The sequence below is a fragment of the Buttiauxella sp. genome (assembly GCF_035271705.1).
Taxonomy (GTDB): domain Bacteria; phylum Pseudomonadota; class Gammaproteobacteria; order Enterobacterales; family Enterobacteriaceae; genus Buttiauxella.
This window is the reverse complement of the sequence record NZ_DATERI010000099.1, coordinates 1-26,911: the sequence shown is the minus strand read 5'-3', so window position 1 is coordinate 26,911 and position 26,911 is coordinate 1. Positions and strand designations below refer to the sequence as shown.

21 protein-coding genes, 4 tRNA genes and 1 other RNA gene are annotated in these 26,911 nt (G+C 50.3%); 4 read left to right on the top strand and 22 right to left on the bottom strand.

Translation table 11 applies throughout. The features are described 5' to 3' along the window. Positions 1 to 559 precede the first annotated feature (559 nt). From VJY99_RS09215 to trxA, 17 genes are all read right to left on the bottom strand, one after another. Positions 560 to 689, bottom strand: a non-coding RNA gene (locus VJY99_RS09215) — RtT sRNA. A gap of 35 nt (positions 690 to 724) precedes the next feature. Next, positions 725 to 801: transfer RNA gene (locus tag VJY99_RS09210), tRNA-Pro, on the bottom strand. Positions 802 to 838: 37 nt separating this feature from the next. Beyond that, positions 839 to 925 (bottom strand) — tRNA-Leu (locus VJY99_RS09205). 16 nt (positions 926 to 941) lie between these two features. Beyond that, positions 942 to 1,017 (bottom strand) — tRNA-His (locus VJY99_RS09200). Between the two features lie 73 nt (positions 1,018 to 1,090). Continuing rightward, positions 1,091 to 1,167, bottom strand: a tRNA-Arg gene (locus VJY99_RS09195). Between the two features lie 157 nt (positions 1,168 to 1,324). Continuing rightward, complete coding sequence (gene wecG / locus VJY99_RS09190; RefSeq protein WP_324117750.1) at positions 1,325 to 2,065, bottom strand: lipopolysaccharide N-acetylmannosaminouronosyltransferase; 741 nt, start codon at positions 2,063 to 2,065, stop codon at positions 1,325 to 1,327. Then, positions 2,062 to 3,444, bottom strand: a complete 1,383-nt coding sequence (wzyE, locus tag VJY99_RS09185; RefSeq protein WP_324117749.1) for an ECA oligosaccharide polymerase — start codon at positions 3,442 to 3,444, stop codon at positions 2,062 to 2,064. Before wzyE ends, wecG begins: the two co-directional genes overlap by 4 nt. Next, on the bottom strand, positions 3,441 to 4,520 hold the full coding sequence (locus VJY99_RS09180; protein ID WP_324117748.1) for a TDP-N-acetylfucosamine:lipid II N-acetylfucosaminyltransferase: 1,080 nt from the start codon (positions 4,518 to 4,520) through the stop codon (positions 3,441 to 3,443). Before VJY99_RS09180 ends, wzyE begins: the two co-directional genes overlap by 4 nt. Further along, complete coding sequence (gene wzxE, locus VJY99_RS09175; RefSeq protein WP_324117747.1) at positions 4,517 to 5,767, bottom strand: lipid III flippase WzxE; 1,251 nt, start codon at positions 5,765 to 5,767, stop codon at positions 4,517 to 4,519. Before wzxE ends, VJY99_RS09180 begins: the two co-directional genes overlap by 4 nt. Before the next feature lies 1 nt (position 5,768). Then, positions 5,769 to 6,899: a dTDP-4-amino-4,6-dideoxygalactose transaminase gene (gene rffA, locus VJY99_RS09170; RefSeq protein ID WP_324117746.1), complete on the bottom strand. Its 1,131-nt coding sequence runs from the start codon at positions 6,897 to 6,899 to the stop codon at positions 5,769 to 5,771. A 4-nt stretch (positions 6,900 to 6,903) separates the two neighbouring features. Further along, entirely contained in the window at positions 6,904 to 7,593 is a 690-nt protein-coding gene (gene rffC, locus VJY99_RS09165) for a dTDP-4-amino-4,6-dideoxy-D-galactose acyltransferase (protein WP_324117745.1), read from the bottom strand. Positions 7,594 to 7,618: 25 nt separating this feature from the next. After that, complete coding sequence (gene wecC, locus VJY99_RS09160; RefSeq protein ID WP_324117744.1) at positions 7,619 to 8,881, bottom strand: UDP-N-acetyl-D-mannosamine dehydrogenase; 1,263 nt, start codon at positions 8,879 to 8,881, stop codon at positions 7,619 to 7,621. Then, positions 8,878 to 10,011, bottom strand: coding sequence for a non-hydrolyzing UDP-N-acetylglucosamine 2-epimerase (gene wecB, locus VJY99_RS09155; protein ID WP_324117743.1), 1,134 nt, complete (start codon positions 10,009 to 10,011; stop codon positions 8,878 to 8,880). The genes wecC and wecB overlap by 4 nt, the downstream gene beginning before the upstream one ends. Positions 10,012 to 10,073: 62 nt before the next feature. Next, positions 10,074 to 11,123 (bottom strand): ECA polysaccharide chain length modulation protein, encoded by a 1,050-nt coding sequence (gene wzzE, locus VJY99_RS09150; protein WP_324117742.1) that lies wholly within the window; start codon positions 11,121 to 11,123, stop codon positions 10,074 to 10,076. Positions 11,124 to 11,146: 23 nt separating this feature from the next. Continuing rightward, a complete protein-coding gene (gene wecA, locus VJY99_RS09145; RefSeq protein WP_324117741.1) occupies positions 11,147 to 12,238 on the bottom strand; it encodes a UDP-N-acetylglucosamine--undecaprenyl-phosphate N-acetylglucosaminephosphotransferase in 1,092 nt (363 codons plus the stop codon). Positions 12,239 to 12,488: 250 nt separating this feature from the next. Further along, entirely contained in the window at positions 12,489 to 13,748 is a 1,260-nt protein-coding gene (rho, locus tag VJY99_RS09140; RefSeq protein WP_324117740.1) for a transcription termination factor Rho, read from the bottom strand. 357 nt (positions 13,749 to 14,105) lie between these two features. Further along, a complete protein-coding gene (gene trxA / locus VJY99_RS09135) occupies positions 14,106 to 14,435 on the bottom strand; it encodes a thioredoxin TrxA (protein ID WP_034461718.1) in 330 nt (109 codons plus the stop codon). 211 nt (positions 14,436 to 14,646) lie between these two features. On the opposite strand from trxA, the gene rhlB reads away from it, so the two are divergent. Next, positions 14,647 to 15,918 (top strand): ATP-dependent RNA helicase RhlB, encoded by a 1,272-nt coding sequence (gene rhlB / locus VJY99_RS09130; RefSeq protein WP_324117739.1) that lies wholly within the window; start codon positions 14,647 to 14,649, stop codon positions 15,916 to 15,918. Positions 15,919 to 15,924: 6 nt separating this feature from the next. After that, positions 15,925 to 17,409, top strand: a complete 1,485-nt coding sequence (gene gppA / locus VJY99_RS09125) for a guanosine-5'-triphosphate,3'-diphosphate diphosphatase (RefSeq protein ID WP_324117738.1) — start codon at positions 15,925 to 15,927, stop codon at positions 17,407 to 17,409. Between the two features lies 1 nt (position 17,410). Here the strand turns inward: gppA and rep are convergent, their stop codons facing one another. Continuing rightward, the gene (gene rep / locus VJY99_RS09120; RefSeq protein ID WP_324117737.1) at positions 17,411 to 19,432 is read right to left on the bottom strand and encodes a DNA helicase Rep; all 2,022 of its coding nucleotides are present in this window, start codon (positions 19,430 to 19,432) and stop codon (positions 17,411 to 17,413) included. 208 nt (positions 19,433 to 19,640) lie between these two features. Here rep and ppiC point away from each other — a divergent pair, with 208 nt between their 5' ends. After that, complete coding sequence (gene ppiC / locus VJY99_RS09115; protein ID WP_139883115.1) at positions 19,641 to 19,922, top strand: peptidylprolyl isomerase PpiC; 282 nt, start codon at positions 19,641 to 19,643, stop codon at positions 19,920 to 19,922. Positions 19,923 to 20,094: 172 nt separating this feature from the next. Here the strand turns inward: ppiC and ilvC are convergent, their stop codons facing one another. Further along, positions 20,095 to 21,570 carry a ketol-acid reductoisomerase gene (ilvC, locus tag VJY99_RS09110; protein WP_324117736.1) on the bottom strand — a complete coding sequence of 492 codons (1,476 nt, stop codon included), beginning with the start codon at positions 21,568 to 21,570 and terminating at the stop codon, positions 20,095 to 20,097. Between the two features lie 166 nt (positions 21,571 to 21,736). Between ilvC and ilvY the strand changes: the two genes are divergently transcribed. Beyond that, the gene (gene ilvY, locus VJY99_RS09105; protein ID WP_324117735.1) at positions 21,737 to 22,630 is read left to right on the top strand and encodes an HTH-type transcriptional activator IlvY; all 894 of its coding nucleotides are present in this window, start codon (positions 21,737 to 21,739) and stop codon (positions 22,628 to 22,630) included. Here ilvY and ilvA read toward each other — a convergent pair. The 3 genes from ilvA to ilvE all read right to left on the bottom strand — a co-directional run. After that, positions 22,624 to 24,171, bottom strand: coding sequence for a threonine ammonia-lyase, biosynthetic (ilvA, locus tag VJY99_RS09100; protein WP_324117734.1), 1,548 nt, complete (start codon positions 24,169 to 24,171; stop codon positions 22,624 to 22,626). The genes ilvY and ilvA overlap by 7 nt on opposite strands. Before the next feature lie 2 nt (positions 24,172 to 24,173). Further along, positions 24,174 to 26,024, bottom strand: coding sequence for a dihydroxy-acid dehydratase (gene ilvD / locus VJY99_RS09095; RefSeq protein ID WP_324117733.1), 1,851 nt, complete (start codon positions 26,022 to 26,024; stop codon positions 24,174 to 24,176). A 64-nt stretch (positions 26,025 to 26,088) separates the two neighbouring features. Beyond that, on the bottom strand, positions 26,089 to 26,911 hold an 823-nt coding region (gene ilvE / locus VJY99_RS09090; RefSeq protein ID WP_324117732.1), incomplete at its 5' end, for a branched-chain-amino-acid transaminase.

The following is a 26,911-nucleotide window of genomic DNA, read 5'->3' as shown; positions in this document are numbered from 1 at the left end:
CAAAAAAAAACACCTGCCAATTGGCAGGTGTTAAAACAGGTCTGTATGACAACTAAGTGGTGCTTCACTCAACGTTATGTCCATGGTGTTGGATGAGGTCTAAAAGACGACATCTGTCGGTGGACGATAAGCACCGTAAATCGGCTCTGCGTCATTCCTGGGTTTATGAAGCCTAAGCAAACATAAGAAGTGGAATGAGCATCTACAAGTATATTATTGCACGATGCGTGCCAGGTTTGTATTCAAAATTAATATGAATATGGAATCTTTTTACATTCAGCATGTTACCAGAGGTATGACAGATACCAGACGCGATGCCTTAATGCTCTCAATCAATGGTTATGATGTCTCTTTTTGACGACACATAACAGGCAACATTACACTTTCATTAGTTATCAAGTAGTTATAAGTCACCAAACGGCGACAATTAAAAGCGCAATGTCGTGAAATAGAGACTGAGGGGGCCGGGTGGCGCTACGCTTAACCGACCTGGTCAACTCAACCTCTTCAAACTCCAGACGTAAGAAAGCCCAACCTTGCGGTTGGGCTTTCTTGAATTTGGTCGGCGAGAGAGGATGACTTGTCACTGCGTGACGCGCTCTGCGGGCTGTTGCTAAAGCAACGTTGTCTCGCAGCACTCGGCTCAAACCTCCTTCGGAGATTCTCATCCTCTACAAGCTTCAGATGCAAAAAGACCAACCCGAAGGTTGGTCTTTTCTAAATTTGGTCGGCGAGAGAGGATTCGAACCTCCGACCCACTGGTCCCAAACCAGTTGCGCTACCAAGCTGCGCTACTCGCCGAAATACTGCTTTTACTGCGTATTACTTAACTTAGAGATGGTGCGAAGAGAGGGACTTGAACCCTCACGTCCGTAAGAACACTAACACCTGAAGCTAGCGCGTCTACCAATTCCGCCACCTTCGCAATATCACTAAATTAATGGGGTGGCTAATGGGACTCGAACCCACGACAACTGGAATCACAATCCAGGGCTCTACCAACTGAGCTATAGCCACCACTGTAAATCTTTTCGCGCGGTCGACTTCTTAGAAAGAAGTTACCGCCGCAGCTCTGGCACCATTCAATCAATGGTGCGCCCGACAGGATTCGAACCTGAGACCTCTGCCTCCGGAGGGCAGCGCTCTATCCATCTGAGCTACGGGCGCATAGCGCCGTTGCGGGGTCGGATATTACGGCCTTCATGTCCACCTGTCTAGTGCTTATTTAAATAAAATGCGCATTTGGTTATGCTTTGCACATTCTGATGATTATCCAGCCAAATTACCCCATCAAACTCACTTTATCTGCACGCAAAGCAACGTTTTAAAGACGGCCGGTATAATGCCAGGCTAAGTAACGGAGTAGTTTTATTTGGCGCGTGATACGGCTCGGTTGCGATAACAAACGATAAAGCCATTCCAGGCCAAGGTTCTGCCATACCTTTGGTGCACGCTTCACATGACCCGTAAACACATCATAAGTACCACCCACACCCATATACAACGCGTCAGGATGCACCTTACGGCAATCACGCATAAAGATTTCCTGCCGTGGCGATCCCATTGCTACCGTCACAATCGCAGCACCACTGTCTCGTATACGCTCAAACAATGCCAACTGCTGTTCGGCTTTGAAATAACCATCCTGACGACCAACAATATTCACCTGCCACTGCTCACGCAGTTTGGCTTCGGTTTGTGCCAGTATTTCTGGTTTACCGCCAATGAGGAAAACGGGTGTACCTTCTTGCCCCGCGCGCTGCATCAGAGCTTCCCATAGATCAGCACCCGGGACTCGTGACACGACCGCGCCAGGGAATTTTTTACGGATAGAACGCACCACGCTAATGCCGTCAGCGTATTTATATTCCGCGTCTTCAATTAGCGTACGCACTTCTTGCTCACGTTCTGCGGTAAGAATTTTCTCTGCGTTAATCGCCACCAACGTTCCGCTACGCAGTGAACCTTCAGCATAGAGGTAATCCAGAGCGTGCTGCATGTCGCGCCAGCCCAGAAGGTTCAGACCGCGAATGGCGTATGAAGGAGCGGTAGTCAGTAGACTCATGATATTCCTTGTGATGCTTTTGGGGAGCCAGAGACAACTTGCGATATACGCCGACGCCGTAACCTTTGATGCACTAGCCCCGCACTATCAAATAACCAATAGAGCAGTTTCGCGAGCATTAAGCAGAGGCCAAATACCATCAGGAAAAACACAACGCGTGAAACGAAGGAATCCAGACCCTCTCGCGCCAGAACAATCATGTTAAAGATCGCCCCGAAACAGAAACTATGCAAAATGGCGGATTTGTATTTGTTGGTTTCCCGATTGCCCAATTCATACAACCAGTCGAACCATTTGATGATTAACCCCACCACAACCGCACCCAGCGGGATGAACCACACTCCGCCCATCACCACCAGCGAGCCAATCAAGGTGGGTGAAATCGCCAGGCCAGAATGGTTGTTGAGAATTTCCCAGGTAAAGTAGTTCGCACTGTTTAGAACAATGCTCGGCCTGTCAGGCCATAACCAGCTTGGGATAAAGACATAAAAATCACGCACGATGGGTGCCAGCCCCTGGAACTCAATTTTGTCGTAATTTTGCAGCAGTAACCCCAAGTTTTCCCACGGCGAAAAGGTATCGCGCGTCAGGTACAAGAAGGTATAAAACGCTTCATCACCGCTGACGCTCATACCGTAGCGCTTCAACGCCAGCCAGAACATACCCACTATGCCAAAGATGCCTGCCGCTGCCAGCATCCAGAGCGAAATCCAACCGCGGATAATGCCGATGAACAAGAAGATGGCGAACGCGATGATAATATTGGCGCGTGTCCCGCCGACAATCATGTAGGTCAACAGGCCAAACGCTACCGTACTGACAAGGAAGAACAGCCAGGCTCGCCCATCTTGTTTAAGGAAATAGACCACCAGCATTGCGGGAATAAAGAAGTAGAAGAAGCGTTTTAGCGCGACACCCGACACTTCGCTGGAGAATATTTGGCTGTAGGAGTGCAGTTTAAATAACAAAAAACCGTTATGCATAAAGAAGATGCCGACGCTGACCAACGCCACCGCCATCAGCATCACCCACGCCAGATGAGTCTCGACACGGTTCATGGTAAAGACAGGACGCCGAACCGTCGAGGTTCGCTTGGGTCGCAGCCGAGTTTTGTAGGCGACATAGTAGATGCCGTAGAAACACACTGCGGCGAGCTGCGCCTGTAACAACACATCTGCCGGTACGACCGCCACACCAAAGCGAAACACCAGCGTGCAGGTAAACGGGAAGCCAAAGAAAAACGTCAGCAAATACAGTAGTGAGAAGAACACATTAAAATTGAAACGAACCCGGCGAAACTCCTGGTACGTTAAAATGCCAATGAACATTACTGAGACAAACCAGACCACAAACAAACCGCCAAATTGCAGCAAACTCATGCGGTTTCTCCTGATGCGATTTCCAGCGCCCGTTTCCAGCCATCAATGTAATTTGGGTTAAAGAAGGCGATTTGTTGTTTATCCAGTAAGCGTAGTTGACGCTGCGCTTCACGCACTATCGACTCATCCAGCGGATCGCCCGTAAACAACACAGGGATATGCTGCTCAGTCATGTCCTGCCAGAAAGGATTTTTGCGGCTTAACACACAAGGAACCCCCGCCTGAATCAACAAGCAAAGCGTACCGATGCCTTGCTGACGGTCAAAGATGAAATACCCCAAATCGCATTGGCGCAACAGAGCCACATACTCATCGAAGTCCATTTTTTCCGTCAGAATTTGCAGGTTTTCTTCGCTAAAGAGCGCTCGTCCCGCTTGCTGTACGTCATGAATATAGGCGTCGTTGTTAGCGGGATACCCCATCGGAACCACGACACGAACCGTGTCACCAAACTGGGTATGAATCGCTTTCAACGCCGCAATATGTTGGTTGCTGAGATCGCCGGAGTTTCCGACTAACAACGTCATCTTCCCGGATTGAGTCTCTTGGCAAACGTGACTCTCAGGCAAGATGTCCATTCGCGTGGGGAAATAGATAAGCTCGCCTGGGACTCGAGGGTGACGTTCATGGAAATAGTTCAGATCGCCGCGCGTAGCAAACACTCGTCCGACTCGGCCCTGCGCGATGCGACGCAGCAGGTAAAAAGCCCGGAACTTGAGGCTCTTCGAGGCCTCGTAAAGATCGGCACCCCAAATGTGCCAGTACATCTGCGCGGGTTTCAAACCACCGGTCAGCAGGGCAATCCACAGCGCGCTATTAAACTGGCCGTGGAAGAAAAAGCGTTGTTGGCGGTTAGCCCGCGCTTGTCCCACAACGGCCTGTGCCAACGCTTTTTTGGTTGGGTAAAGCGTTATGGCAAGTGCCGGAAAGGCAGAACGCAAAGCGTCGTCTTTTGACACCACCATAAACTGGCGTGCATTCGGATGTGAGACAGCCAGTGCGTCATTAAAGAAACGCAGTACCGTTTGATTATGATGCGGGATATCCGATCCCAAAACGTGAATCAGTGTCGTCATGCTCGTCTACGATAAATGAGAAAAACGCTGCAACAGAGCGTGAAGTAAATGATGTACGTTGCCATATAAGCCTGCGCGGCTCCCAGAGCACCGTGCGCAGGTATAAGCCAATGTGAAAAACCGGTCAATAATGCGAACTGGCTGATTTCAGCCAAGATATAGAAGCGAAGCGAGGCTTTCGCTATCACCAAATAACCAAATACGTACGAGCCCACTTTCAACACATCCCCCACCAACTGCCAGGCAAAGAGATCGCGCATCGCAATAAATTTATGCGAAAAAAGTAACCAGATAGCAAAATCTCGCAACAGCCAGACGGTGAAACTTGCCAGAGCCACCGCGGGCAAAACGAACTTCAGCGAACGAACAATCTCGCGACTCATATCGGTTTTGTTGGTTAAGCGTGAAAGCGTTGGCAGCAAATAGACGCTAAACGAAGCGGTGATAAATTGCAGATAGGCATCTGAAATACTGCTCACCCCCTGCCAAATACCGACATCATCCCAACTGTAGTGCGCAGCAAGCAGGTTACGCATCATGACGTAAGCCACTGGCAACGTGACTGACGTTATCAGCGCCATAAGGGTAAATTTGCCCAGACTGCTGGCGTAAATTTTATCCCACTGCGGTCTCAGGTAACTGAACGGTACGTGTTCGCGACGAACCAACATGATGCCAGCAGGGAGCAGTACCAGCGCAGGCACCAACGCAAGCCCTAACAACGCCCCCTGATAACCGCCCAGGCGGTAACAAAGGTAGTACGCCATCACGCCGATAATACTTCCGCCAATCAGCGCCAGGGCGTTTCCTGCTGCATCACGAAAACCTTTCATGATGGCTAAAGACAAGTTCGCCCAGGCGATACCCATCTGCACTAACGCCACCAGACGCACAAGCCCCTGGTAATCTTCGTGCCCGAACAGCCCAATGCTAATGGGTTTTGCCGCCACAACAAAAATAATGGCTAAAAACGTCGAGAAGCCAAGCACCATCGCAGACGACGTGCCAATAACCTTGCGTAATTGCTCGGGTTGATCATGATATTGCGCGACGTATTTTGTCACACCGTTGAAGATCCCCGCCCCTGCAAGCACACCTAACACGGTGACCATTTGACGGAAGTTTCCAGCCTGCCCGACCCCACCAGGCCCAAATGCCACAGCCAGCAACTTCACCACCAGCAAACCGGCAGCAATTTTTACCAGTGTGGACCCTGCGGTCCACACTGAAGCTTTCGCGAGTGACATATCAGGAGAAGAAGCTTAACAACGTATTGATAACGGTACGTTGATTCGCAGAAGACAGGTTATAGAACAGCGGTAGGCGCAACAGGCGCTCGCTTTCTTGAGAAGTGAAACGGTCTTCGCCGTGGAAGTAACCAAACTTCTCTCCAGCCGGGCAATCATGTAATGGGATGTAATGGAACACCGCCAAAATTTCTGCCTCTTTCAACCAGGAAATCAGAGCACTGCGATCGTCTATATCACGTAGTTTGATATAAAACATGTGCGCATTCTGCACACAGTCTTTTGGAATTGATGGCAGTTCGATACGCCCTGCTTTAGCCAGTGGCGTCAGTGCATCGTAATAGGTATGCCAAAGCTTCAGTCGCTGTTGGTTAATCTTTTGAGCCGCTTCCAGTTGCGCCCACAGGTATGCAGCCTGCAAGTCAGCCATCAAGTAGCTTGAGCCAATATCCCGCCAGGTGTATTTATCCACCTGCCCACGGAAGAACTGGCTGCGGTTAGTGCCTTTCTCGCGAATAATTTCCGCACGCTCGATAAGCGACGGGTCATTAATCAGCGTCGCACCACCTTCACCGCCCGCCGTGTAGTTTTTGGTTTCATGGAAGCTAAAACAACCAATGTGGCCAATCGTCCCTAACGCGCGACCTTTGTAAGTCGACATTACGCCCTGTGCGGCATCTTCTACGACAAAGAGATTATGTTTATTGGCAATCGCCATGATGGTGTCCATTTCACAGGCAACACCCGCGTAATGAACCGGAACAATCACACGCGTTTTCTCGGTGATTGCCGCTTCAATCAGCTTTTCGTCAATGTTCATGGTGTCAGGACGAATATCGACAAACACCACTTTTGCCCCACGCAGAACGAAAGCGTTAGCAGTAGAAACAAAGGTATAGCTCGGCATAATCACTTCATCGCCGGGCTGAATATTTAACAACAGTGCCGCCATTTCCAGTGATGCCGTACAGGAAGGTGTTAGCAGCACTTTTTTGCAGCGAAAGCTTTGCTCCATCCATTGCTGGCAACGACGCGTGAAACCGCCATCGCCACAAAGCTTGCCGCTACCCATCGCAGCCTGCATGTATTCGATTTCCGTACCTACTACTGGAGGAGCATTAAATGGGATCATTTTTTCACCTGTATAACCAGAAGGCGGTGCTGTTTATCGTGGCACCGCTTTGAATATAGCGTCGCAGAGCTGCGGTATTACTGATTTGTGTCGCCACGCGAAGGGTCTGAAGGCCACGTTGCTGACACCACAACTGGGCGGCATCCATCAGTTGAGCGCCGACACCACGCCCCGCGAGTAAGCCGATACGAGCCTCATCGTCATTGAGCTGACGCATGCTCACAAAGCCTTGTATCGCATTAGCGTTTTTCAATAACAGGCACTCATGGTCAAAAGAACCCAGCACGGCATTCTCAACCCATTGCGCGTAGAAACGGCCACTATCTGTTGGCTGATACCACGGCGCACGAAAACGGCTTTGAGTAAAAATGTTGGCGGCTAAATCCCGCAACACAGGAATATCAGCACTTGTGGCAAGCACTACAGAAGATGGAGCATGTTGCGTGCCAACTTTCAGGGCAAGATCGACTTCCCCTTCAACCAGTTTAAAACCAAGTTGCTGTAAACCATCAAGCAGGTCGGTTTGTTGGGCAGAGATTTTCGCCTGCACACGAGCATAGGCATTAAGGAGTTGTGGGGTCAGCAAAGGCGCATCATCTTCAAAACGAAGAATTCCGCTGTTTATCGCAAAGAACTGATTCTCCCAGTCGAGAGATTCAATTCTTGCGGGCACGGATACAGAGCAAAACGTCATCGGCTTCACCTGCGCCTGGCGAGAACTAGCGCCAGACCCCTTTGGTATCAACAATCCAGCGCTGCTGAACTTTCGTAGCAGGGATTGCTTTGAATACCTGGTGATCAACCAACATCACCAGCACATCGGCCTGTTCAAGAGCTTCATCCGTGGTGGCTAATTCACAGTGTCCAACGAGCGCTTTTGGCAACTGGTGGATATTTGGCTCAACGGCCAATGTTTTACCGCTATGCCATGAGCTGAGAACTTCAGCGATTTCCATCGCTGGGCTTTCGCGCAGGTCGTCAATATTAGGTTTAAAGGCCAGTCCAAAGCAGGCGATAGTGATTTCACTGGCGCGCTTACCGGTCTCTGATAAACAGTCTGCAACAGCCGCTTTCACCTGGTTTACAACCCAGTGTGGCTTACCATCGTTGACTTCACGCGCGGTGCGGATCAACTGTGCTTGTTCAGGGTTCTGCGCGACGATAAACCATGGGTCTACCGCGATGCAGTGCCCACCTACGCCAGGACCCGGCTGCAAAATATTGACACGCGGATGGCGATTAGCAAGGCGGATTAACTCCCAGACATTGATCCCCTGAGCGGCACAAATCAGCGAAAGTTCGTTAGCGAATGCGATGTTCACATCACGAAAACTGTTTTCTGTGAGCTTGCACATTTCAGCGGTGCGAGCGTTTGTCACGACGCACTCACCTTCGAGGAAAATATTGTACAGTTCACTGGCTCGCGCGGAACAAACGGATGTCATACCGCCAATAACCCGATCGTTTTTGATGAGTTCAACCATCACCTGGCCTGGCAATACGCGTTCCGGACAGTAAGCAACATTCACATCTGCTGCCTCACCGGCCTGATGAGGGAAAGTCAGGTCAGGACGACGTTCAGCTAGCCATTGCGCCATTTGCTCGGTGGAACCCACCGGCGATGTTGACTCCAGGATAACCAAATCTCCTTTCTTGAGAACGGGTGCAATGGAGTCAGTTGCAGCTTTGACAAAAACCATGTCAGGCTCGTGATCGCCTTTGAACGGCGTTGGTACTGCAATCAAAAAAGCATCAGCCTCAACTGGCTGTGTGCTGGCACGTAAGAAGCCGCCTTCCACAGCAGTTTTCACCACTTTATCCAGGTCAGGCTCAACAATATGAATAGCACCACGATTTATGGTATCTACCGCATGCTGGTTGATATCAATACCTACGACATGTCGCTGTTTAGAAGCAAATGCTGCCGCAGTAGGTAAGCCGATATAGCCAAGACCAATCACAGAGATGGTTGCAAAACTCATTGTTGTGTCACCTGATTCTTCTTCAATGCAGCCAAAATTTGTTCACAGGCCTTACCGTTGCCGTAAGGATTATGTGCCCGACTCATCACTTCATACTCGTTTTCATCTTTCAATAAACGCGTGACCTGGCGGACTATTTCTTGAGTATCCGTCCCTACCAAACGAACGGTGCCCGCATCAACAGCTTCAGGACGTTCTGTAGTATCACGCATCACCAGTACGGGTTTACCCAGCGATGGAGCTTCTTCCTGAATGCCGCCTGAGTCAGTCAGAATCAGATACGCATGGTTCATTAAATAGACAAATGGCAAATATTCCTGCGGGTCAATCAGCACTACGTTTTTGACGTCCCCAAGAATACGCGTCACAGGCTCACTAACATTCGGATTCAGGTGCACAGGATAAACAATCTGAACATCGCTGTTTTCTTTAGCAATTTCAGCCAACGCACAACAAATTCGCTCAAAACCATCACCAAAACTCTCGCGACGGTGGCCCGTGACCAGAATCAGTTTTTTACTGTTATCCAGAAACGGGTGGCACTGGGCCAGGGAGTTACGCAAACTGTCATCGGCATATACCCGATCGCGCACAGAAATTAGCGCATCAATCACCGTATTACCGGTGACGTAGATATTATTGTCGCTGATATTTTCACGTAATAGGTTTTGTCGGGAATTTTCTGTCGGGGCAAAGTGATACATCGCAAGATGCCCGGTAATGGTTCTGTTCGCTTCTTCTGGCCAAGGAGAATAGAGATCGCCTGTACGCAGACCCGCTTCAACATGCCCGACTGGAATACGCTGATAAAATGCAGCTAAACTGGTGGCAAGCGTTGTTGTGGTATCACCATGGACCAGCACCACATCAGGTTTAAATGACTCAAGAATCGGCTTTAGTCCCTCGAGAATTCGGCAGGTAATTTCCGTCAGCCCTTGCCCCGGCTTCATGATATTTAAATCATAATCCGGCTCGATGGAAAAAAGATTCAGCACCTGATCCAGCATCTCGCGATGCTGTGCTGTCACGCAGACTTTTGCGTCAAAAAACGGATCTTTTGCCAACGCATCAACCAAAGGAGCCATTTTGATAGCTTCCGGGCGTGTGCCAAAAACAGTTAACACTTTCACAGCAATTCTCTTTTATTAAAAAAGGTAAAAGCCGTCCATCGAGCTTTCACCGGGTAAGGGCGTTATAACAATTTTGGACGGCGGGCTAATGCCACACCAGCACCAATCAGGGCCCCAACCATACCCCACATGATCAGCAAGAATGCCCGGCGCGGGCTGTCACGCTTCACGGGTTCTTCAGGGGTACGTAAATAGCGGTAGGTTTGGAAGCGAGCGTCGAGCGTCGGCCCAACATTCAGCGTCGACAACATGGCTCGATTCTGGTCATAGTCAATGTCGTAGTTTGGACCTACCGCTTGCAGGCTTTCAAGGCGTGCTTGCAACATAGGACGTCCTAACATGAACATTTCAGAATCGGGTAACTCGTCGGCAGGAACTTCTGTTTCACTTTTGGAAATATTTTGCTGTTGTGCGATTTTCAGCGCTTGCTCAACACTGTGCACTTTGCGGTCAAAAATTGACTTAGCAACAGCTTCCTGGCGTTTAACTTGCGCTTTCATCTGAACAGTACGAGCAGCCCAGGCCCCCGTAAGTTCTTCATTAAGATGACTTGCCGCACGCTGGCTGGCAAAAGCGACATATTGACGCAGCAGGTTGTTAGCATCAGCGGCAGTTTCAGCAATTAACTTCACGCTATCGCTGGTATTGCGAGTGACATCACCAGCAGTAAATTGAATATTATCAATCACTTCATCTAATAACGCGGCATCAACTTTACTGTTACCAACCCGACGTTGTTTGTAATAGTCGGTCTGTAGCCAAAAATCACGACGGGTATCGTAGGCAGAAAGCTGCATGATGAATTCTTTGTAAGATTCATCCATCACTGACGGTTGATCGACCGGCAGCATATTGGCTCTGAGGTCAAGATTGCGTAGGAATTGCTGCTGGGAATAATACCCCCCCAGCATATTCACAGTAGGGCGATCGGTTATCGCGTTAGCACTCCACTCCTGCTTAGCAAAGAAGGTGTAGATTAGCGCGACAGCTGCAAACAACACAGCCACACCCACAATCCACAACTTTCCTTGCCAAAGTGTCCGGAATAAACCACGAATGTCCAACTCGTTGTCTACCATTCCCGGGTTACTTCCTGGCACGTTTTGTTTCATCACTTCCCCAATTACATTCAGAATTAAGAAATGCTACTGCTGTTTCTACGTTGCCGACGCTTATGACGTCTTATAAAACGAGCCACTTTCCAGGCGCGTTTGATGCAATAATCATATAAGACAAATGCAAGCAAGAATAATGCCAACATAACCCACTCAGGAATGGAATGTATGTATTCGGCGGCGACACCGATACTGGCAAGCAACGCTGCTGCAGCTGTGATAAGCACAAAAGCCTGACGAGAAGTAAACCCAGCACGCATGATCAAATGGTGAATGTGCTGGCGATCTGGGGAGAATGGGCTCATACCTTTGCGTAACCGACGGTACATGATGGCAATCATGTCCATTAAAGGAATGGCGATAATCCACAAGGCTGTGACTGGGCTGATTGGATGAGTTTGGCCCTGCGTAGTTTCCAGCAAGACCCAGATAACAGTGAAGCCAATGAGCGTACTGCCTGCATCACCCATAAACACTTTATAGCGACGGCCAAGTATCCCGAGGTTTAATAATATATAAGGCAAGATCGCGGCAATCATTGCGAAGCACCACATCGCCAGACTCAATTGCCCATCGAAATAAAGGATGATTCCCATTGCTGCAAAGGATACGCAAGAAAGCCCACCCAGCAGGCCATCAATACCATCAACCATGTTGAAAGCATTTATTGCAGCCCAGACTGCGAACAGGGTCAAAAAATAACCAAACGGGCCGAGAACCATTTCCCAGGAACCAAAAATATAGCCAAGGCTGACCAGATATAATTTTCCGACAACCATCATAACAATGCCAATTAACGCCTGAATCGAGGCTCTAATTTTTACACTGATATCAAAGCGGTCATCCAGCGCACCTACTAACACTAGTACCCCGGCACAGGTCAAATAAAGCCATGCATGTGGGATGTAATAATTGGCAATCAGGAAAGTAAAGCAGATCCCGGCATATACAGAAATACCGCCGACCAAAGGAATGAGTCCTTGGTGGCGTTTGCGGAAGTTTGGTTTATCTACCAGACCGATTCTTTTCGCCGCTTTACGCGCGAAAAAAAGAAACACGGTGGTGAATAAAAAAATACTTACCAGGTCAGTACCAGCGGTGATGAAATTCACAGTGCAAGCTCTCTGCAAAATAAAAGGTCAAGGTGAACTCAATCAAAGTTTACCCAGTCCAATGGTTATATACATCTAATCCTTGAACAACCCGTTTATTATTTAAACAACACCATCCAGCGTTGCTACTAATAACATCATGGCATTCCTTGCCACTTTGATGCTTAACCGTGATAGTCAATTCTATATCGTATATACCACCAAAGAAAAACGCCACGACTAAGCGTGGCGTTCCCCGAGTTTTTGTGACTTACGAGCGCTTCATCATATCGAAGAAGTCTTCGTTGGTTTTCGTCATCGCCAGCTTATTGATGAGGAATTCCATCGCATCAATCTCACCCATTGGGTGGATGATTTTACGCAGGATCCACATCTTCTGCAGTTCTTCCTGGGTCGTCAGCAATTCTTCTTTACGCGTGCCAGAACGATTATAGTCGATGGCAGGGAACACACGTTTCTCAGCGATTTTACGCGCAAGATGCAGTTCCATGTTGCCGGTACCTTTAAATTCTTCATAGATAACTTCATCCATTTTAGAACCGGTATCAACCAAAGCCGTTGCGATGATAGTCAGGCTACCACCTTCTTCCACGTTACGAGCTGCACCGAAGAAGCGTTTTGGACGATGCAGGGCGTTAGCGTCCACACCACCGGTCAACACTTTACCGGATGCCGGCACTACGGTGTTGTAGGCACGAGCCAAACGGGTAATGGAATCGAGCAGAATAATGACGTCTTTCTTATGCTCAACCAAACGTTTCGCTTTCTCGATCACCATTTCGGCGACCTGAACGTGGCGGGAAGCTGGTTCGTCAAAGGTAGAAGCGATAACTTCGCCTTTCACCAGACGCTGCATCTCGGTCACTTCTTCCGGACGTTCGTCAATCAGCAGAACCATCAGTACACAGTCAGGATGGTTGTAAGCAATGCTGGTGGCGATGTTTTGCAGCAGCATGGTTTTACCGGCTTTCGGCGGTGCCACAATCAGGCCACGCTGGCCACGACCGATTGGCGATGCCAGATCCAGTACGCGAGCGGTTAAGTCTTCGGTAGAACCGTTACCACGTTCCATGCGTAAACGAGAGTTAGCATGCAGCGGGGTTAAGTTTTCGAACAGGATTTTGTTACGCGCGTTTTCCGGTTTGTCGTAGTTAACTTCGTTAACTTTCAGCAGTGCAAAGTAACGCTCACCTTCTTTCGGCGGGCGAATCTTACCGGAAATGGTATCCCCTGTACGGAGGTTGAAGCGGCGAATTTGGCTTGGGGATACGTAGATGTCGTCGGGGCCTGCGAGGTAGGAACTGTCTCCGGAGCGGAGGAAACCAAATCCATCCTGCAATATCTCCAGTACACCGTCACCAAAGATATCTTCGCCACTCTTCGCATGTTGCTTCAGGATGGAGAAAATAATGTCCTGCTTACGCATACGGGCTTGGTTTTCCAGCCCCATATTTTCGCCGAGAGTAATCAGCTCAGAAACCGGCGTATTCTTTAATTCGGTAAGATTCATAATGGTGGGTTCTTAAACTCGGGGTAAATCTCGAACATGTATCGTGAATGGTATGGCAGGATCATCCATGCCTGTTTAATGGCCACCACCACATGTTTTATCGCTGTCTGGTCATAGGAAAAACGCAGAACTGAAACGACACGACGGAATGGGTGATATGCCCGAAATCGATTATGCGACCTGATGTTCACTGTAAAACAGCGTCTTAGTGAAAGTTAACTGGAAGCATTGGGTAATACAAAGATTCAAACTACAAGACAAGTTCAAAATGCAGTAAAAGTAACTTAGCATGACTGACGCCGGGCGTCCAGCAGCTCACAAAAAATTGCGAACCCGCACGCACCGGCTGAGATTCCATTATGCCAGATTAGCGTCGAGGAACTCTTTTAACTGGCCTTTAGACAGCGCACCCACTTTGGTCGCAGCCACTTCACCGTTCTTGAACAGCAACAGAGTTGGGATACCACGGATACCGTATTTCGGTGCCGTGCCCGGGTTCTGATCGATGTTCAGTTTAGCAACGGTCAGATTGCCCTGATATTCATCAGCGATTTCATCAAGAATCGGGGCGATCATCTTGCATGGACCACACCACTCCGCCCAGAAATCAACCAGGATCAACCCATCAGCTTTTAGCACGTCCGTGTCGAAACTGTCGTCAGTCAGGTGAATAATTTTATCGCTCATGTTCTACTCCGCAGGATTATGTCTACCTTGTTGGTGTCTACCCGTCATCTTTCAAGCCGCAGGGGTGTTGGCTGTACTCACTTACCGCCTACCTGCAACTCGAATGCTAACGGCTATAGCCTTAACCAACTCAGGGTGACTTTATTTCACCCCGTTTATTTCAACGGATGTGCTTTCGTAAAGCAATAGTAAACTGATATTCTACTACACTATGAGCAAAACACATTTGACCGAACAGAAGTTTTCCGACTTCGCCCTACACCCTAAGGTGATCGAAGCCCTTGAAAATAAAGGGTTTCATAACTGCACCCCAATTCAGGCACTGGCACTACCGCTGACACTAGCGAATCGTGACGTTGCAGGGCAGGCGCAAACCGGTACTGGCAAAACGATGGCGTTTTTGACGTCAACGTTCCATTATTTACTCTCTCACCCGGTTCCAGAGAATCGCCAGGTGAACCAGCCGCGTGCCTTAATTATGGCGCCGACTCGTGAACTGGCAGTACAAATTCACTCTGACGCAGAGCCACTTGCACTATCGACCGGCCTGAAACTTGGCCTGGCTTACGGTGGTGATGGCTACGATAAACAGCTTAAAGTACTGGAAAGCGGTGTTGATATTCTTATCGGTACCACTGGCCGTTTGATTGATTACGCCAAACAAAACCACATTAACTTAGGTGCAATTCAGGTTGTGGTATTGGATGAAGCTGATCGGATGTACGATCTGGGCTTTATTAAAGATATTCGCTGGTTGTTCCGTCGTATGCCGCCTGTCACCCAACGCCAGAATATGCTGTTTTCTGCCACATTATCTTACCGTGTGCGTGAATTGGCGTTCGAGCAGATGAACAACGCGGAATACGTTGAAGTTGAACCGGAACAAAAAACCGGCCATCGTATCCAGGAAGAACTGTTCTACCCTTCTAACGAAGAAAAAATGCGCCTGTTACAGACGCTTATCGAAGAAGAGTGGCCAGATCGCGCAATTATCTTTGCCAACACGAAGCACCGTTGTGAAGATATCTGGGGTCACCTCGCGGCAGATGGGCATCGTGTTGGTCTGTTAACCGGTGATGTTGCTCAGAAAAAACGTCTGCGCATCCTGGAAGAATTTACCCGTGGCGATCTCGATATTCTGGTTGCAACTGATGTTGCCGCTCGCGGTTTACACATTCCGTTAGTGACTCACGTATTCAACTACGATTTACCGGATGACTGTGAAGACTACGTTCACCGTATTGGCCGTACCGGTCGTGCAGGTGAAAGTGGGCATTCCATCAGCCTTGCATGTGAAGACTATGCGTTGAACCTGTCTGCCATTGAAACCTATATCGGTCACTCAATCCCAGTCAGTAAGTACAAAACTGAAGCACTGTTAAGCGAACTTCCTCCACCGAAGCGTCTGACTCGTTCCCGCCCGGGTAACGGTCCTCGCCGTAATGGTGGCGCCTCCCGTGGTAATCGTCGTCGCACAGGTTAAAATTTTATGCTCAGCTCCACCTCGCTGTATGCTGCAATTGATTTAGGCTCAAATAGCTTTCATATGTTGGTTGTACGTGAGGTGGCGGGGAGCATACAAACCCTCGCCCGGATTAAACGGAAAGTACGCCTTGCTGCTGGTTTAAGCAGCGATAATACGCTTTCACGCGAAGCGATGGAGCGTGGGTGGCAATGCCTGCGCTTATTTGCTGAACGTCTACAAGATATCCCTCAGACACAAATTCGTGTTGTCGCCACCGCGACACTACGTCTTGCTACTAATGCCAATGAATTCATCCAACAGGCTGAGAAAATCCTCGGCTGCCCGGTGCAAATCATCCATGGTGAAGAAGAAGCCCGCCTGATTTATCAAGGTGTTGCTCACACTACGGGGGGGGCAGATCAGCGCTTAGTGGTTGATATCGGTGGCGCGAGTACCGAACTTGTGACCGGCACCGGTGCGCAAACCACGGCTCTGTTTAGCTTATCCATGGGTTGTGTGACTTGGCTCGAACGTTTCTTCAGCGACCGTAATCTGGCAAAAGAAAACTTTGATGCTGCCGAAACCGCTGCAAAAGAGGTTCTCAGACCCATTTGCGATCGCTTAAAACATCATGGCTGGAAAGTGTGCGTCGGCGCTTCAGGTACCGTACAAGCATTGCAAGAAATCATGATGGCGCAGGGAATGGACGAACGCATTACGCTTGCTAAGCTTCAGCAATTGAAGCAAAAAGCGATTCAATGTGGGCGACTCGAAGAGCTGGAAATTGAAGGTTTGACGCTCGAAAGAGCACTGGTTTTCCCAAGCGGTCTCGCCATCCTAATCGCAATTTTTGAAGAACTTTCAATTAATTGTATGACCTTGGCGGGTGGTGCACTGCGTGAAGGGTTGGTTTACGGAATGCTGCATTTGTCCGTTAACCAGGAAATCCGAAGCCGTACAATACGTAATATTCAGCGTCGTTTTATGGTTGATATCGGCCAGGCAGAGCGCGTGCAGCAACTGACACATGCACTTGCAACTCAAGTGATGGATGCGTGGAATCTGACGCCACTCAGCATCGAGATGTTGGAAAGCTCGGCATTACTGCATGAAATTGGCCTGAGTGTCGATTTCAAACAAGCACCACACCATGCCGCTTACCTGGTGAAGAATCTCGATCTTCCGGGTTATACACCTGCGCAGAAAAAACTGCTGGCGACCCTGATGTTGAACCAGACAAATCCGGTCGACCTGTCTTCTCTCCACCAGCAAAATGCTGTGCCACCGCGTATTGCAGAACACCTTTGCCGCCTGTTACGGCTGGCTATTATTTTTGCCAGTCGCCGCCGGGATGACATCCTGCCGGAAATCACGCTGAAGGTGGAAAGTGAAACCTTAATTCTGGAGCTGCCAGAGAAGTGGCTGGAATGCCACCCGCTCGGTGCAGAACTGCTGGCCCAAGAAAGCCTGTGGCAAAGCTATGTCCACTGGCCTCTGACCATCAAGTAACTCAGTTTTTACGCGCTTTTGCCAGCATTTCACGGATGTTGGCAACATTATTCTGCCCTTTGTGCATCCGCTCTTCTGCCGATACCACCTTGCGTTCGGTTTCCCACTGCAAATCATCTTGCGGTAATTCAAGCAAGAAACGACTTGGCTCTGGGCGCACCAGTTCGCCATACTGACGGCGTTCTTTACATAGCGTAAATGTCAGTTCTTTCTGTGCGCGAGTAATTCCCACATACGCGAGGCGACGCTCTTCTTCGATATTATCTTCATCAATACTGCTTTGATGCGGCAGCAGCCCTTCTTCCATTCCCACTAAAAATACATACGGGAACTCCAGCCCTTTTGAGGCATGAAGGGTCATCAACTGAACCTGATCAGCATCTTCATCGTTTTCTCCGCGTTCCATCATATCGCGCAGGGTAAAACGAGTAACCACTTGCGTGAGTGTCATTGGCTCGTCGATTTCCGACCCTTCCAGCATTTCCGTCATCCAGCTAAACAGCGTGTTGACGTTCTTCATGCGCATTTCGGCAGCTTTCTGGCTTGGGGACGTTTCGTACAGCCAGCTTTCATAATCAATGCCGTGAATCAAATCGCGAACGGCGGCAATCGGCTCACGTTCAGCCAACGTCGCGACATCACGAAGCCAGTGAGTAAAGCGCTGTAGCGACTCCAGACCACGCCCGCTAAGTGTCTGGCTCAGACCCATGTCGAAGCTCGCGCCAAACAAGCCTTTATTACGCTGCATCGCCCAGGCTCCCAGTTTTTGCAGCGTGGCTGACCCGATTTCACGCTTCGGGGTATTCACAATACGCATGAATGCACTGTCATCATCTGGGTTGGTCAGGATGCGCAAATAGGCCAGAAGGTCTTTGATTTCCGGACGCGAGAAAAATGATGTTCCGCCAGAGATGCGATAAGGAATGCGGTTCTGCATCAGCATCTTTTCAAACACACGTGACTGGAAATTCCCGCGGTAGAGAATAGCGTAATCTTTGTAGTTGGTTTTATTGATAAAATGATGAGCAATCAGCTCGCCAGTCACCCGCTCAGCCTCATGATCTTCGCTATTTGCCGTCACCACTTTCAATTCCGTACCGTAACCCAATTCAGAAAAAAGCCGCTTTTCAAAAACATGGGGATTATTGGCGATCAGAATATTCGCCGCTTTCAGAATACGCCCTGAAGAACGGTAGTTCTGTTCAAGCTTAATGACCTGAAGTGCCGGGAAATCCTGGCTCAGCAAGACGAGGTTTTGTGGCCTTGCACCGCGCCAGGAATAGATCGACTGATCATCATCCCCTACCACGGTGAATCGTGCTCGCGCCCCTACCAGCAACTTCACTAACTCATACTGGCTGGTGTTGGTATCCTGGTATTCATCCACCAGCAAATAGCGGATGCGGTTTTGCCAGCGCTCGCGCACTTCCTCGTTACGCTGTAAAAGCAGCGTCGGCAGCAAAATCAGATCGTCAAAGTCCAACACGTTACAGGATTTCAGATGTGCATCGTACAGGCCGTAGCAATGGGCGAAGATTCGGTCACGCTCTCCTTTCGCCTGCGCTGCCGCCTGCGAAGGCGACATCAGATCGTTTTTCCAGTTTGAGATCGTTGAGATCAGTTGCTGCAGTAAAGTCTTATCTTCTTCGAGCAAACCTTCGGTCAGGTCTTTCAGTAATGCCGTCTGGTCGGTGTCATCAAACAACGAGAAATTAGACTTCATCCCGAGCGCCACGTATTCACGCTTAATGATCTCAAGCCCCAAAGTATGGAAAGTTGAGATGAGTAAGCCGCGCGCTTCTTTGCGCCCCAGGGTTTGTGCCACACGCTCTTTCATCTCACGCGCAGCTTTGTTGGTAAACGTTACGGCGGCAATATGGCGAGCCTGATAGCCACATTCACGGATCAGGTACGCCATTTTATTGGTGATAACTCGCGTTTTGCCCGAGCCCGCGCCCGCCAGGACCAGGCAGGGTCCGGTTACAAATTCGACGGCTTGTTGTTGGCCAGGGTTTAAACGCATAGAGTCGCTCAGTGAAAGTCAGGAGGGGGAAATTTACCCAAAATAGTTCGAATTGCAGGAAGACGGCGACGCCGCGAATCCCCAGGAGCGTACATAAGTACGTGACTGAGGTGAGCGAGGAAAGCCAACGCACCGGCAATTTGAAGTATGAAGGGTAAAACAGCGTGGTAGTATAGCGAGCGTAATCCATACGACTCAAGGCACTATCATGGCAAAAACCGCGGCAGCATTGCATATCCTTGTTAAGGAAGAAAAACTGGCCCAGGAAATTCTTGCGCAGCTTCAAAATGGCGGCGACTTTGAAAAACTGGCTAAAAAACATTCCACCTGCCCGTCAGGCAAAAAAGGTGGACACTTAGGTGAATTCCGTCAGGGCCAGATGGTTCCGGCGTTCGATAAAGTGGTGTTCTCCTGCCCGCTGCTCGAGCCAACTGGCCCGCTGCACACGCAGTTTGGTTACCACATCATCAAAGTGTTGTACCGCAATTAATAAAAAGCCCGGTGGCGATAACGCCTACCGGGCTTGTATCAATTGAATACCCCTGTGGATTTCGATTTGCGGCAAGGCGGCAAGTCAGTACAGTCCAAGGAGCTTAGACAACTCTGTGACTGGGGTGTACGAACGCTGCCAACACAGCGGCGAAGCGAAAGACAACGGGGTATTAGCCCGCTACAGCGATACGCTTCATATCTTTCATATAGCCACGCAGTTTCTTGCCAACAGTTTCGATTTCGTGGTTGCGAATCGCTTCATTCACGTCACGCAGTTGCGCGTTATCAACCGCACCCGCTGGGATTTCTTTGCCCAAATCACCTGCCTGCAATGTCGTCATGAACTCTTTGAGCAATGGAACCGCAGCGTAAGAGAACAGATAGTTGCCGTACTCAGCAGTATCAGAGATAACCACGTTCATTTCGTACAGGCGCTTACGAGCGATGGTATTCGCGATCAGCGGCAGTTCATGCAGAGATTCGTAGTAAGCAGACTCTTCGATGATACCTGCATCCACCATGGTTTCGAATGCCAGCTCAACGCCCGCTTTCACCATCGCAATCATCAGAACGCCTTTATCGAAGTATTCTTGTTCAGAGATTTTGCCATCAAACTGTGCAGCCGTTTCGAACGCAGTTTTGCCGGTCTCTTCACGCCAGGTCAGCAGGTTCTTATCGTCATTGGCCCAGTCAGCCATCATACCGGAAGAGAATTCACCGGAGATGATATCGTCCATGTGTTTCTGGAACAGCGGAGCCATGATGGTTTTCAGTTGTTCGGACAGCGCATAAGCACGGACTTTCGCAGGATTGGACAGACGGTCCATCATCAGCGTGATACCACCTTGCTTCAGCGCTTCGGTGATGGTTTCCCAACCGAACTGAATCAGTTTTTCTGCGTATGCAGGGTCAGTACCTTCTTCCACCAGCTTATCGAAGCACAGCAGAGAACCCGCTTGCAGCATACCGCACAGGATAGTTTGCTCGCCCATCAGGTCAGATTTTACTTCTGCCACGAAGGAAGATTCCAGAACGCCCGCGCGGTGGCCGCCAGTTGCCGCAGCCCAAGCTTTAGCGATGGCCATGCCTTCGCCTTTCGGATCGTTTTCCGGGTGAACCGCAATCAGCGTTGGCACACCGAAACCACGTTTGTATTCTTCACGAACTTCAGTACCCGGGCATTTTGGAGCAACCATCACCACGGTGATGTCTTTACGGATTTGTTCGCCGACTTCAACTACGTTGAAACCATGCGAGTAACCCAGTGCCGCGCCATCTTTCATCATTGGCTGTACCGCCTGAACCACTGAGGAGTGCTGCTTGTCTGGCGTCAGGTTAACAACCAAATCCGCTTGTGGGATCAGTTCTTCGTAGGTGCCAACTTTAAAACCGTTTTCTGTCGCTTTACGCCAGGACGCGCGTTTCTCGGCAATTGCTTCTGCACGCAGCGCATAAGCTACGTCCAGGCCGGAGTCACGCATGTTCAGACCCTGGTTCAGGCCCTGCGCGCCACAACCGACGATGACGACTTTTTTGCCTTTGAGGTAGCTTGCTTCATCGGCGAATTCCGCACGCGCCATGAAACGACATTTACCCAGTTGCGCCAACTGCTGACGCAGGTTCAAAGTGTTGAAATAATTAGCCATCGTGGTGGTACTCCGTAATTGTCGTGTTGTGCTTTTGTAAGGTTCGCCAGCCGTGTCGTGCTTGCGATAATGAACTCACTATATGACAGGAAATGCGTTGCTTAAATTGATATATTAACAACGTGACGTTGCAATTTTTGCAACGTGAAAACGAGAGCTGATAACCATGGATTTACGCGATCTAAAAACGTTTCTCCACCTTGCGGAAAGCCGCCATTTCGGCAGGAGCGCGCGTGCAATGCATGTTAGCCCATCGACGCTTTCACGCCAGATACAGCGTCTTGAAGACGATCTTGGCCAGCCGTTGTTTTTACGTGATAACCGCACCGTTACGTTGACTGAAGCCGGGGAGCAACTCAAACAGTTCGCCCAGCATACACTTTTGCAGTATCAGCAAATGCGCCATACCATCGGGCAGGAAGGGCCGTCACTCACTGGCGAGTTACATCTTTTTTGCTCCGTCACCGCCGCGTACAGTCATTTACCACCCATTCTCGATAGATTCCGTGCGGAGCATCCAAATGTGGAAATAAAACTCACCACGGGCGATGCCGCCGATGCCGTAGAAAAAGTGGATTCTGACGAGGCCGATATCGCTATTGCAGGTAAACCCGAGACATTGCCACCAGGTGTGGCCTTTTCGATTCTGGATAATTTATCCGTGGCTCTGATTGCACCAGCCCTACCTTGCCCGGTTCGCGCACAGGTCAATCAGCCTGACCCTGACTGGGCAAAAGTGCCGTTTATCCTGCCGGACCAAGGCCCAGTGCGCCGCCGTATCGAATTGTGGTTCCGTCGCCAAAAAATCAGTAATCCATTTATTTATGCGACGGTTGCGGGGCATGAAGCGATGGTTTCGATGGTGGCACTAGGCTGTGGCGTGGCGCTGATCCCTGAAATCGTGCTGGACAACAGTCCTGAGCCGGTGCGTAACCGTGTGCAGATACTGGAACGCAACGATGAAACCACACCATTCGAGCTTGGCGTTTGCGTACAAAAAAAGCGGCTCAATGAGCCGCTTGTGAATGCGTTTTGGAAATTACTGCCTGGTAGTCACTGACCTGCCAGGAAGAAACGGAACGCTGGATTGTTAGTCTCGTCGTGGCAGTCGTACCCTAGCTCATTGAGTCGGGTTTCAAAGTCCGGCTCGTTATCACCTAGTTCGAATGCTGCCAGCACACGTCCATAATCCGTACCGTGGCTACGGTAATGGAACAGTGAGATATTCCAGTGTGTTCCCAAAGTTTGCAGGAATTTCAGTAACGCACCTGGTGATTCAGGGAATTCGAAACTGTACAACCGCTCGTGTAATGGCTTAGACGGACGCCCGCCCACCATGTAACGCACGTGCAGTTTCGCCATTTCGTCATCAGACAAATCGACAACGCCATAACCCCCTTCATTGAGCAGCTCGATGATTTCGTGCCGCTCTTCCACACCGCGCGTCAGTCTAACACCGACGAAAATGCAGGCTTCCGCCGAACTGGAATAACGATAGTTAAACTCGGTGACCGAGCGGCCACCCAACACCTGACAGAACTTCAGGAAGCTACCTTTCTGCTCAGGAATGGTGACGGCCAGCAATGCTTCGCGCTGTTCGCCCAGCTCACAACGTTCAGATACGTAACGCAGACCATGGAAGTTGACGTTCGCGCCCGAAAGCACATGCGCGAGTCGCTCACCACGAATCTGATGTTGCTGGATATATTTTTTCATCCCTGCCAGTGCCAACGCACCGGACGGTTCAGCAACCGCACGAACATCTTCGAACAAATCTTTCATCGCCGCGCAAATCGCATCGCTATCCACGGTAATGATGTCATCGAGATATTCCTGGCACAGACGGAAGGTTTCATCGCCAATGCGCTTAACCGCCACGCCCTCAGCAAACAAACCGACGCGCGCCAGATCAACCGGCTTGCCCGCATCCAACGCGGCTTTCAGACACGCAGAGTCTTCAGCTTCAACGGCAATCACTTTGATCTGTGGCATCAGTTGCTTGATCAACACTGCAACACCTGCCGCCAGGCCACCACCGCCAACGGGTACAAAAATGCGGTCGATATGCGCATCTTGCTGTAGCAGTTCCAACGCCAGCGTACCCTGTCCGGCAATCACTGCTGGGTGATCGAACGGAGGAACGTAAGTGAAACCTTGTTGCTGCGAAAGTTCGATTGCCCGCGCTTTCGCTTCATCAAAATTCGCGCCGTGCAACAGCACTTCGCCACCAAACGCTCTGACAGCATCCACTTTGATATCAGCCGTAGAAACCGGCATGACGATCAACGACTTGATGCCTAAACGCGTTGAGGAAAGCGCGACACCTTGTGCGTGGTTGCCAGCCGAAGCCGTAATCACGCCACTGGCTTTCTGCTCGCTGTTCAGTCCGGCAATCATGGAGTACGCGCCACGCAGTTTAAAACTGTGCACGGGTTGACGGTCTTCACGCTTCACCAGAATGACGTTATCCAGACGTGATGACAGCTTTTCCATCTTCTGCAATGGGGTAACCTGCGCGACTTCGTAAACCGGCGCACGTAGCACGGCACGGAGATATTCCGCCCCGCAAGGGGCGTCAGGTAGCGGTTGTGACTCGGCCATCATTAGCCTCCAAGCTTACTTTTATCGCGCACCGCACCTTTATCAGCACTGGTGGCAAGGCTTGCGTAAGCGCGCAGTGCGAAGGAGACCTGACGTTCACGGTTGCGAGGAGTCCAGGCTTTGTCGCCGCGAGCTTCCTGCGCTTCACGACGCGCCGCCATTTCCTGATCGGTCAATTGCAACTCGATACCGCGGTTCGGGATATCGATGGCAATCATGTCACCGTCTTCAATCAGCGCAATGTTGCCGCCGCTGGCCGCTTCCGGGGAAACGTGGCCGATAGAAAGCCCAGAAGTACCACCGGAGAAGCGACCATCAGTGACCAATGCACACGCTTTGCCCAGCCCCATAGATTTCAGGAAGGTGGTTGGGTAGAGCATTTCTTGCATGCCCGGCCCGCCTTTTGGCCCTTCGTAACGAATAACCACGACGTCGCCCGCGACAACTTTTCCGCCAAGAATGGCTTCAACCGCGTCATCCTGGCTTTCGTAGACCTTCGCAGGACCACGGAACACCAGGCTTTCATCGTCCACACCGGCAGTTTTTACGATACAGCCATTTTCCGCGAAGTTGCCGTACAACACGGCTAATCCACCATCCTGGCTGTAGGCGTTTTCTTTGGAGCGGATACATCCGCTCTCGCGGTCAACATCCAGAGAATCCCAACGACAAGACTGCGAGAATGCCTTAGTTGTACGGATACCCGCCGGGCCTGCGGAGAACATACTCTTCACGCTTTCGTCTTTGGTCAGCATGACGTCGTACTGTTCCAGCGTTTGCGGTAGCGTCAGACCCAGTATGTTTTTCACGTTGCGATTCAACAGACCTGCGCGATCTAATTCGCCCAGGATAGCAATGACGCCACCCGCACGGTGCACGTCTTCCATGTGGTATTTCTGGGTACTTGGCGCGACTTTACACAACTGCGGGACTTTGCGGGAAAGCTGGTCGATATCGGTCATCGTGAAGTCGATTTCAGCTTCCTGAGCCGCAGCCAACAGGTGTAGAACGGTATTGGTTGAGCCGCCCATCGCGACGTCCAGCGTCATGGCGTTCTCAAAGGCTTCTTTGCACGCAATGTTACGCGGCAGCACGCTTTCGTCATCCTGCTCGTAATAGCGCTTGGTCAAAGAAACAATGCGTTTACCGGCATTGAGGAACAGATCTTTGCGGTCAGAGTGGGTTGCCAGCAGAGAGCCGTTGCCTGGCTGAGATAAGCCCAGCGCTTCGGTCAGGCAGTTCATCGAGTTGGCGGTGAACATGCCGGAACAAGAACCGCAAGTTGGACAGGCGGAACGTTCAACTTGATCGCTTTGCTCGTCACTCACCTTCGGATCTGCGCCCTGAATCATCGCATCAACCAAATCAAGTTTGATGATCTGGTCAGACAGCTTGGTTTTCCCGGCTTCCATCGGGCCGCCAGAAACAAAAATGACCGGAATGTTCAGGCGCAAAGAGGCCATTAACATCCCTGGGGTGATTTTGTCGCAGTTGGAGATGCACACCATGGCATCAGCACAGTGTGCGTTCACCATATACTCTACGGAATCGGCGATCAGTTCGCGCGATGGCAGAGAATAAAGCATGCCACCGTGGCCCATGGCGATGCCGTCATCAACGGCGATGGTGTTGAATTCTTTAGCCACGCCACCGGAGGCTTCAATTTGTTCGGCAACCAGTTTGCCCAAATCGCGCAGGTGAACGTGGCCTGGTACGAATTGGGTAAAGGAGTTCACTACCGCAATAATTGGCTTGCCGAAATCGGCATCGGTCATCCCAGTTGCGCGCCACAGAGCGCGGGCACCCGCCATATTACGGCCGTGGGTTGTGGTGGCTGAACGGTACTTAGGCATGCTTATTTACTCCCGTCTGTCTGAGAGCGGACGGTCTATCGCCATCCGCTTGATTATCATTTTTTTACTGCGGGTTTACTGGATCTAACCAGCCCCATTTGTCTTCAGTTTCGCCGGTAAACAGGCCAAAGAATGCCTGCTGAATACGTTTAGTGACCGGACCACAACGGCCTTCACCCACCTGAATACGATCAACGCTACGAACTGGCGTGATTTCTGCCGCAGTCCCCGACATAAACACTTCGTCAGCCAGGTAGAGTGATTCACGAGACAGTACCTGCTCACGGACTTCGATACCCATATCTTTTGCCAGTGTGATGATGGCATCACGGGTAATGCCCGGTAGAGCGGATGAAGTGAACGGCGGGGTAAACAGGATGCCGTCTTTCACTTCAAAGAGGTTTTCACCTGCACCTTCAGAGAGATAGCCGTTCACGTCCAGCGCGATACCTTCTTGATAACCATGGCGGCGTGCTTCACTGCCAACCAGCAAGGAAGAAAGATAGTTACCACCCGCTTTTGCCGCTGTAGGAATGGTGTTTGGCGCCACACGGTTCCATGAGGAAACCATCGCGTCGATCCCTTGATCCAGCGCTTCTGCGCCGAGGTATGCACCCCATGGGAAGGCTGCGATGATCACATCAGTGGTGTATCCGTCTGGTGGATTCACGCCCATACCGACATCACCAACAAAGACTAACGGGCGAATATACGCGCTGGTCAGATTGTTTTTGCGAATAACAGCGCGGCAAGCTTCCATCAGCTCATCAACACTTTGTGATACAGGGAAACGATAGATTTTTGCTGAATCACGCAAACGCTGCATGTGTTCACGATGGCGGAACACCACTGGACCAATGTGAGACTCGTAGCAACGGATGCCTTCG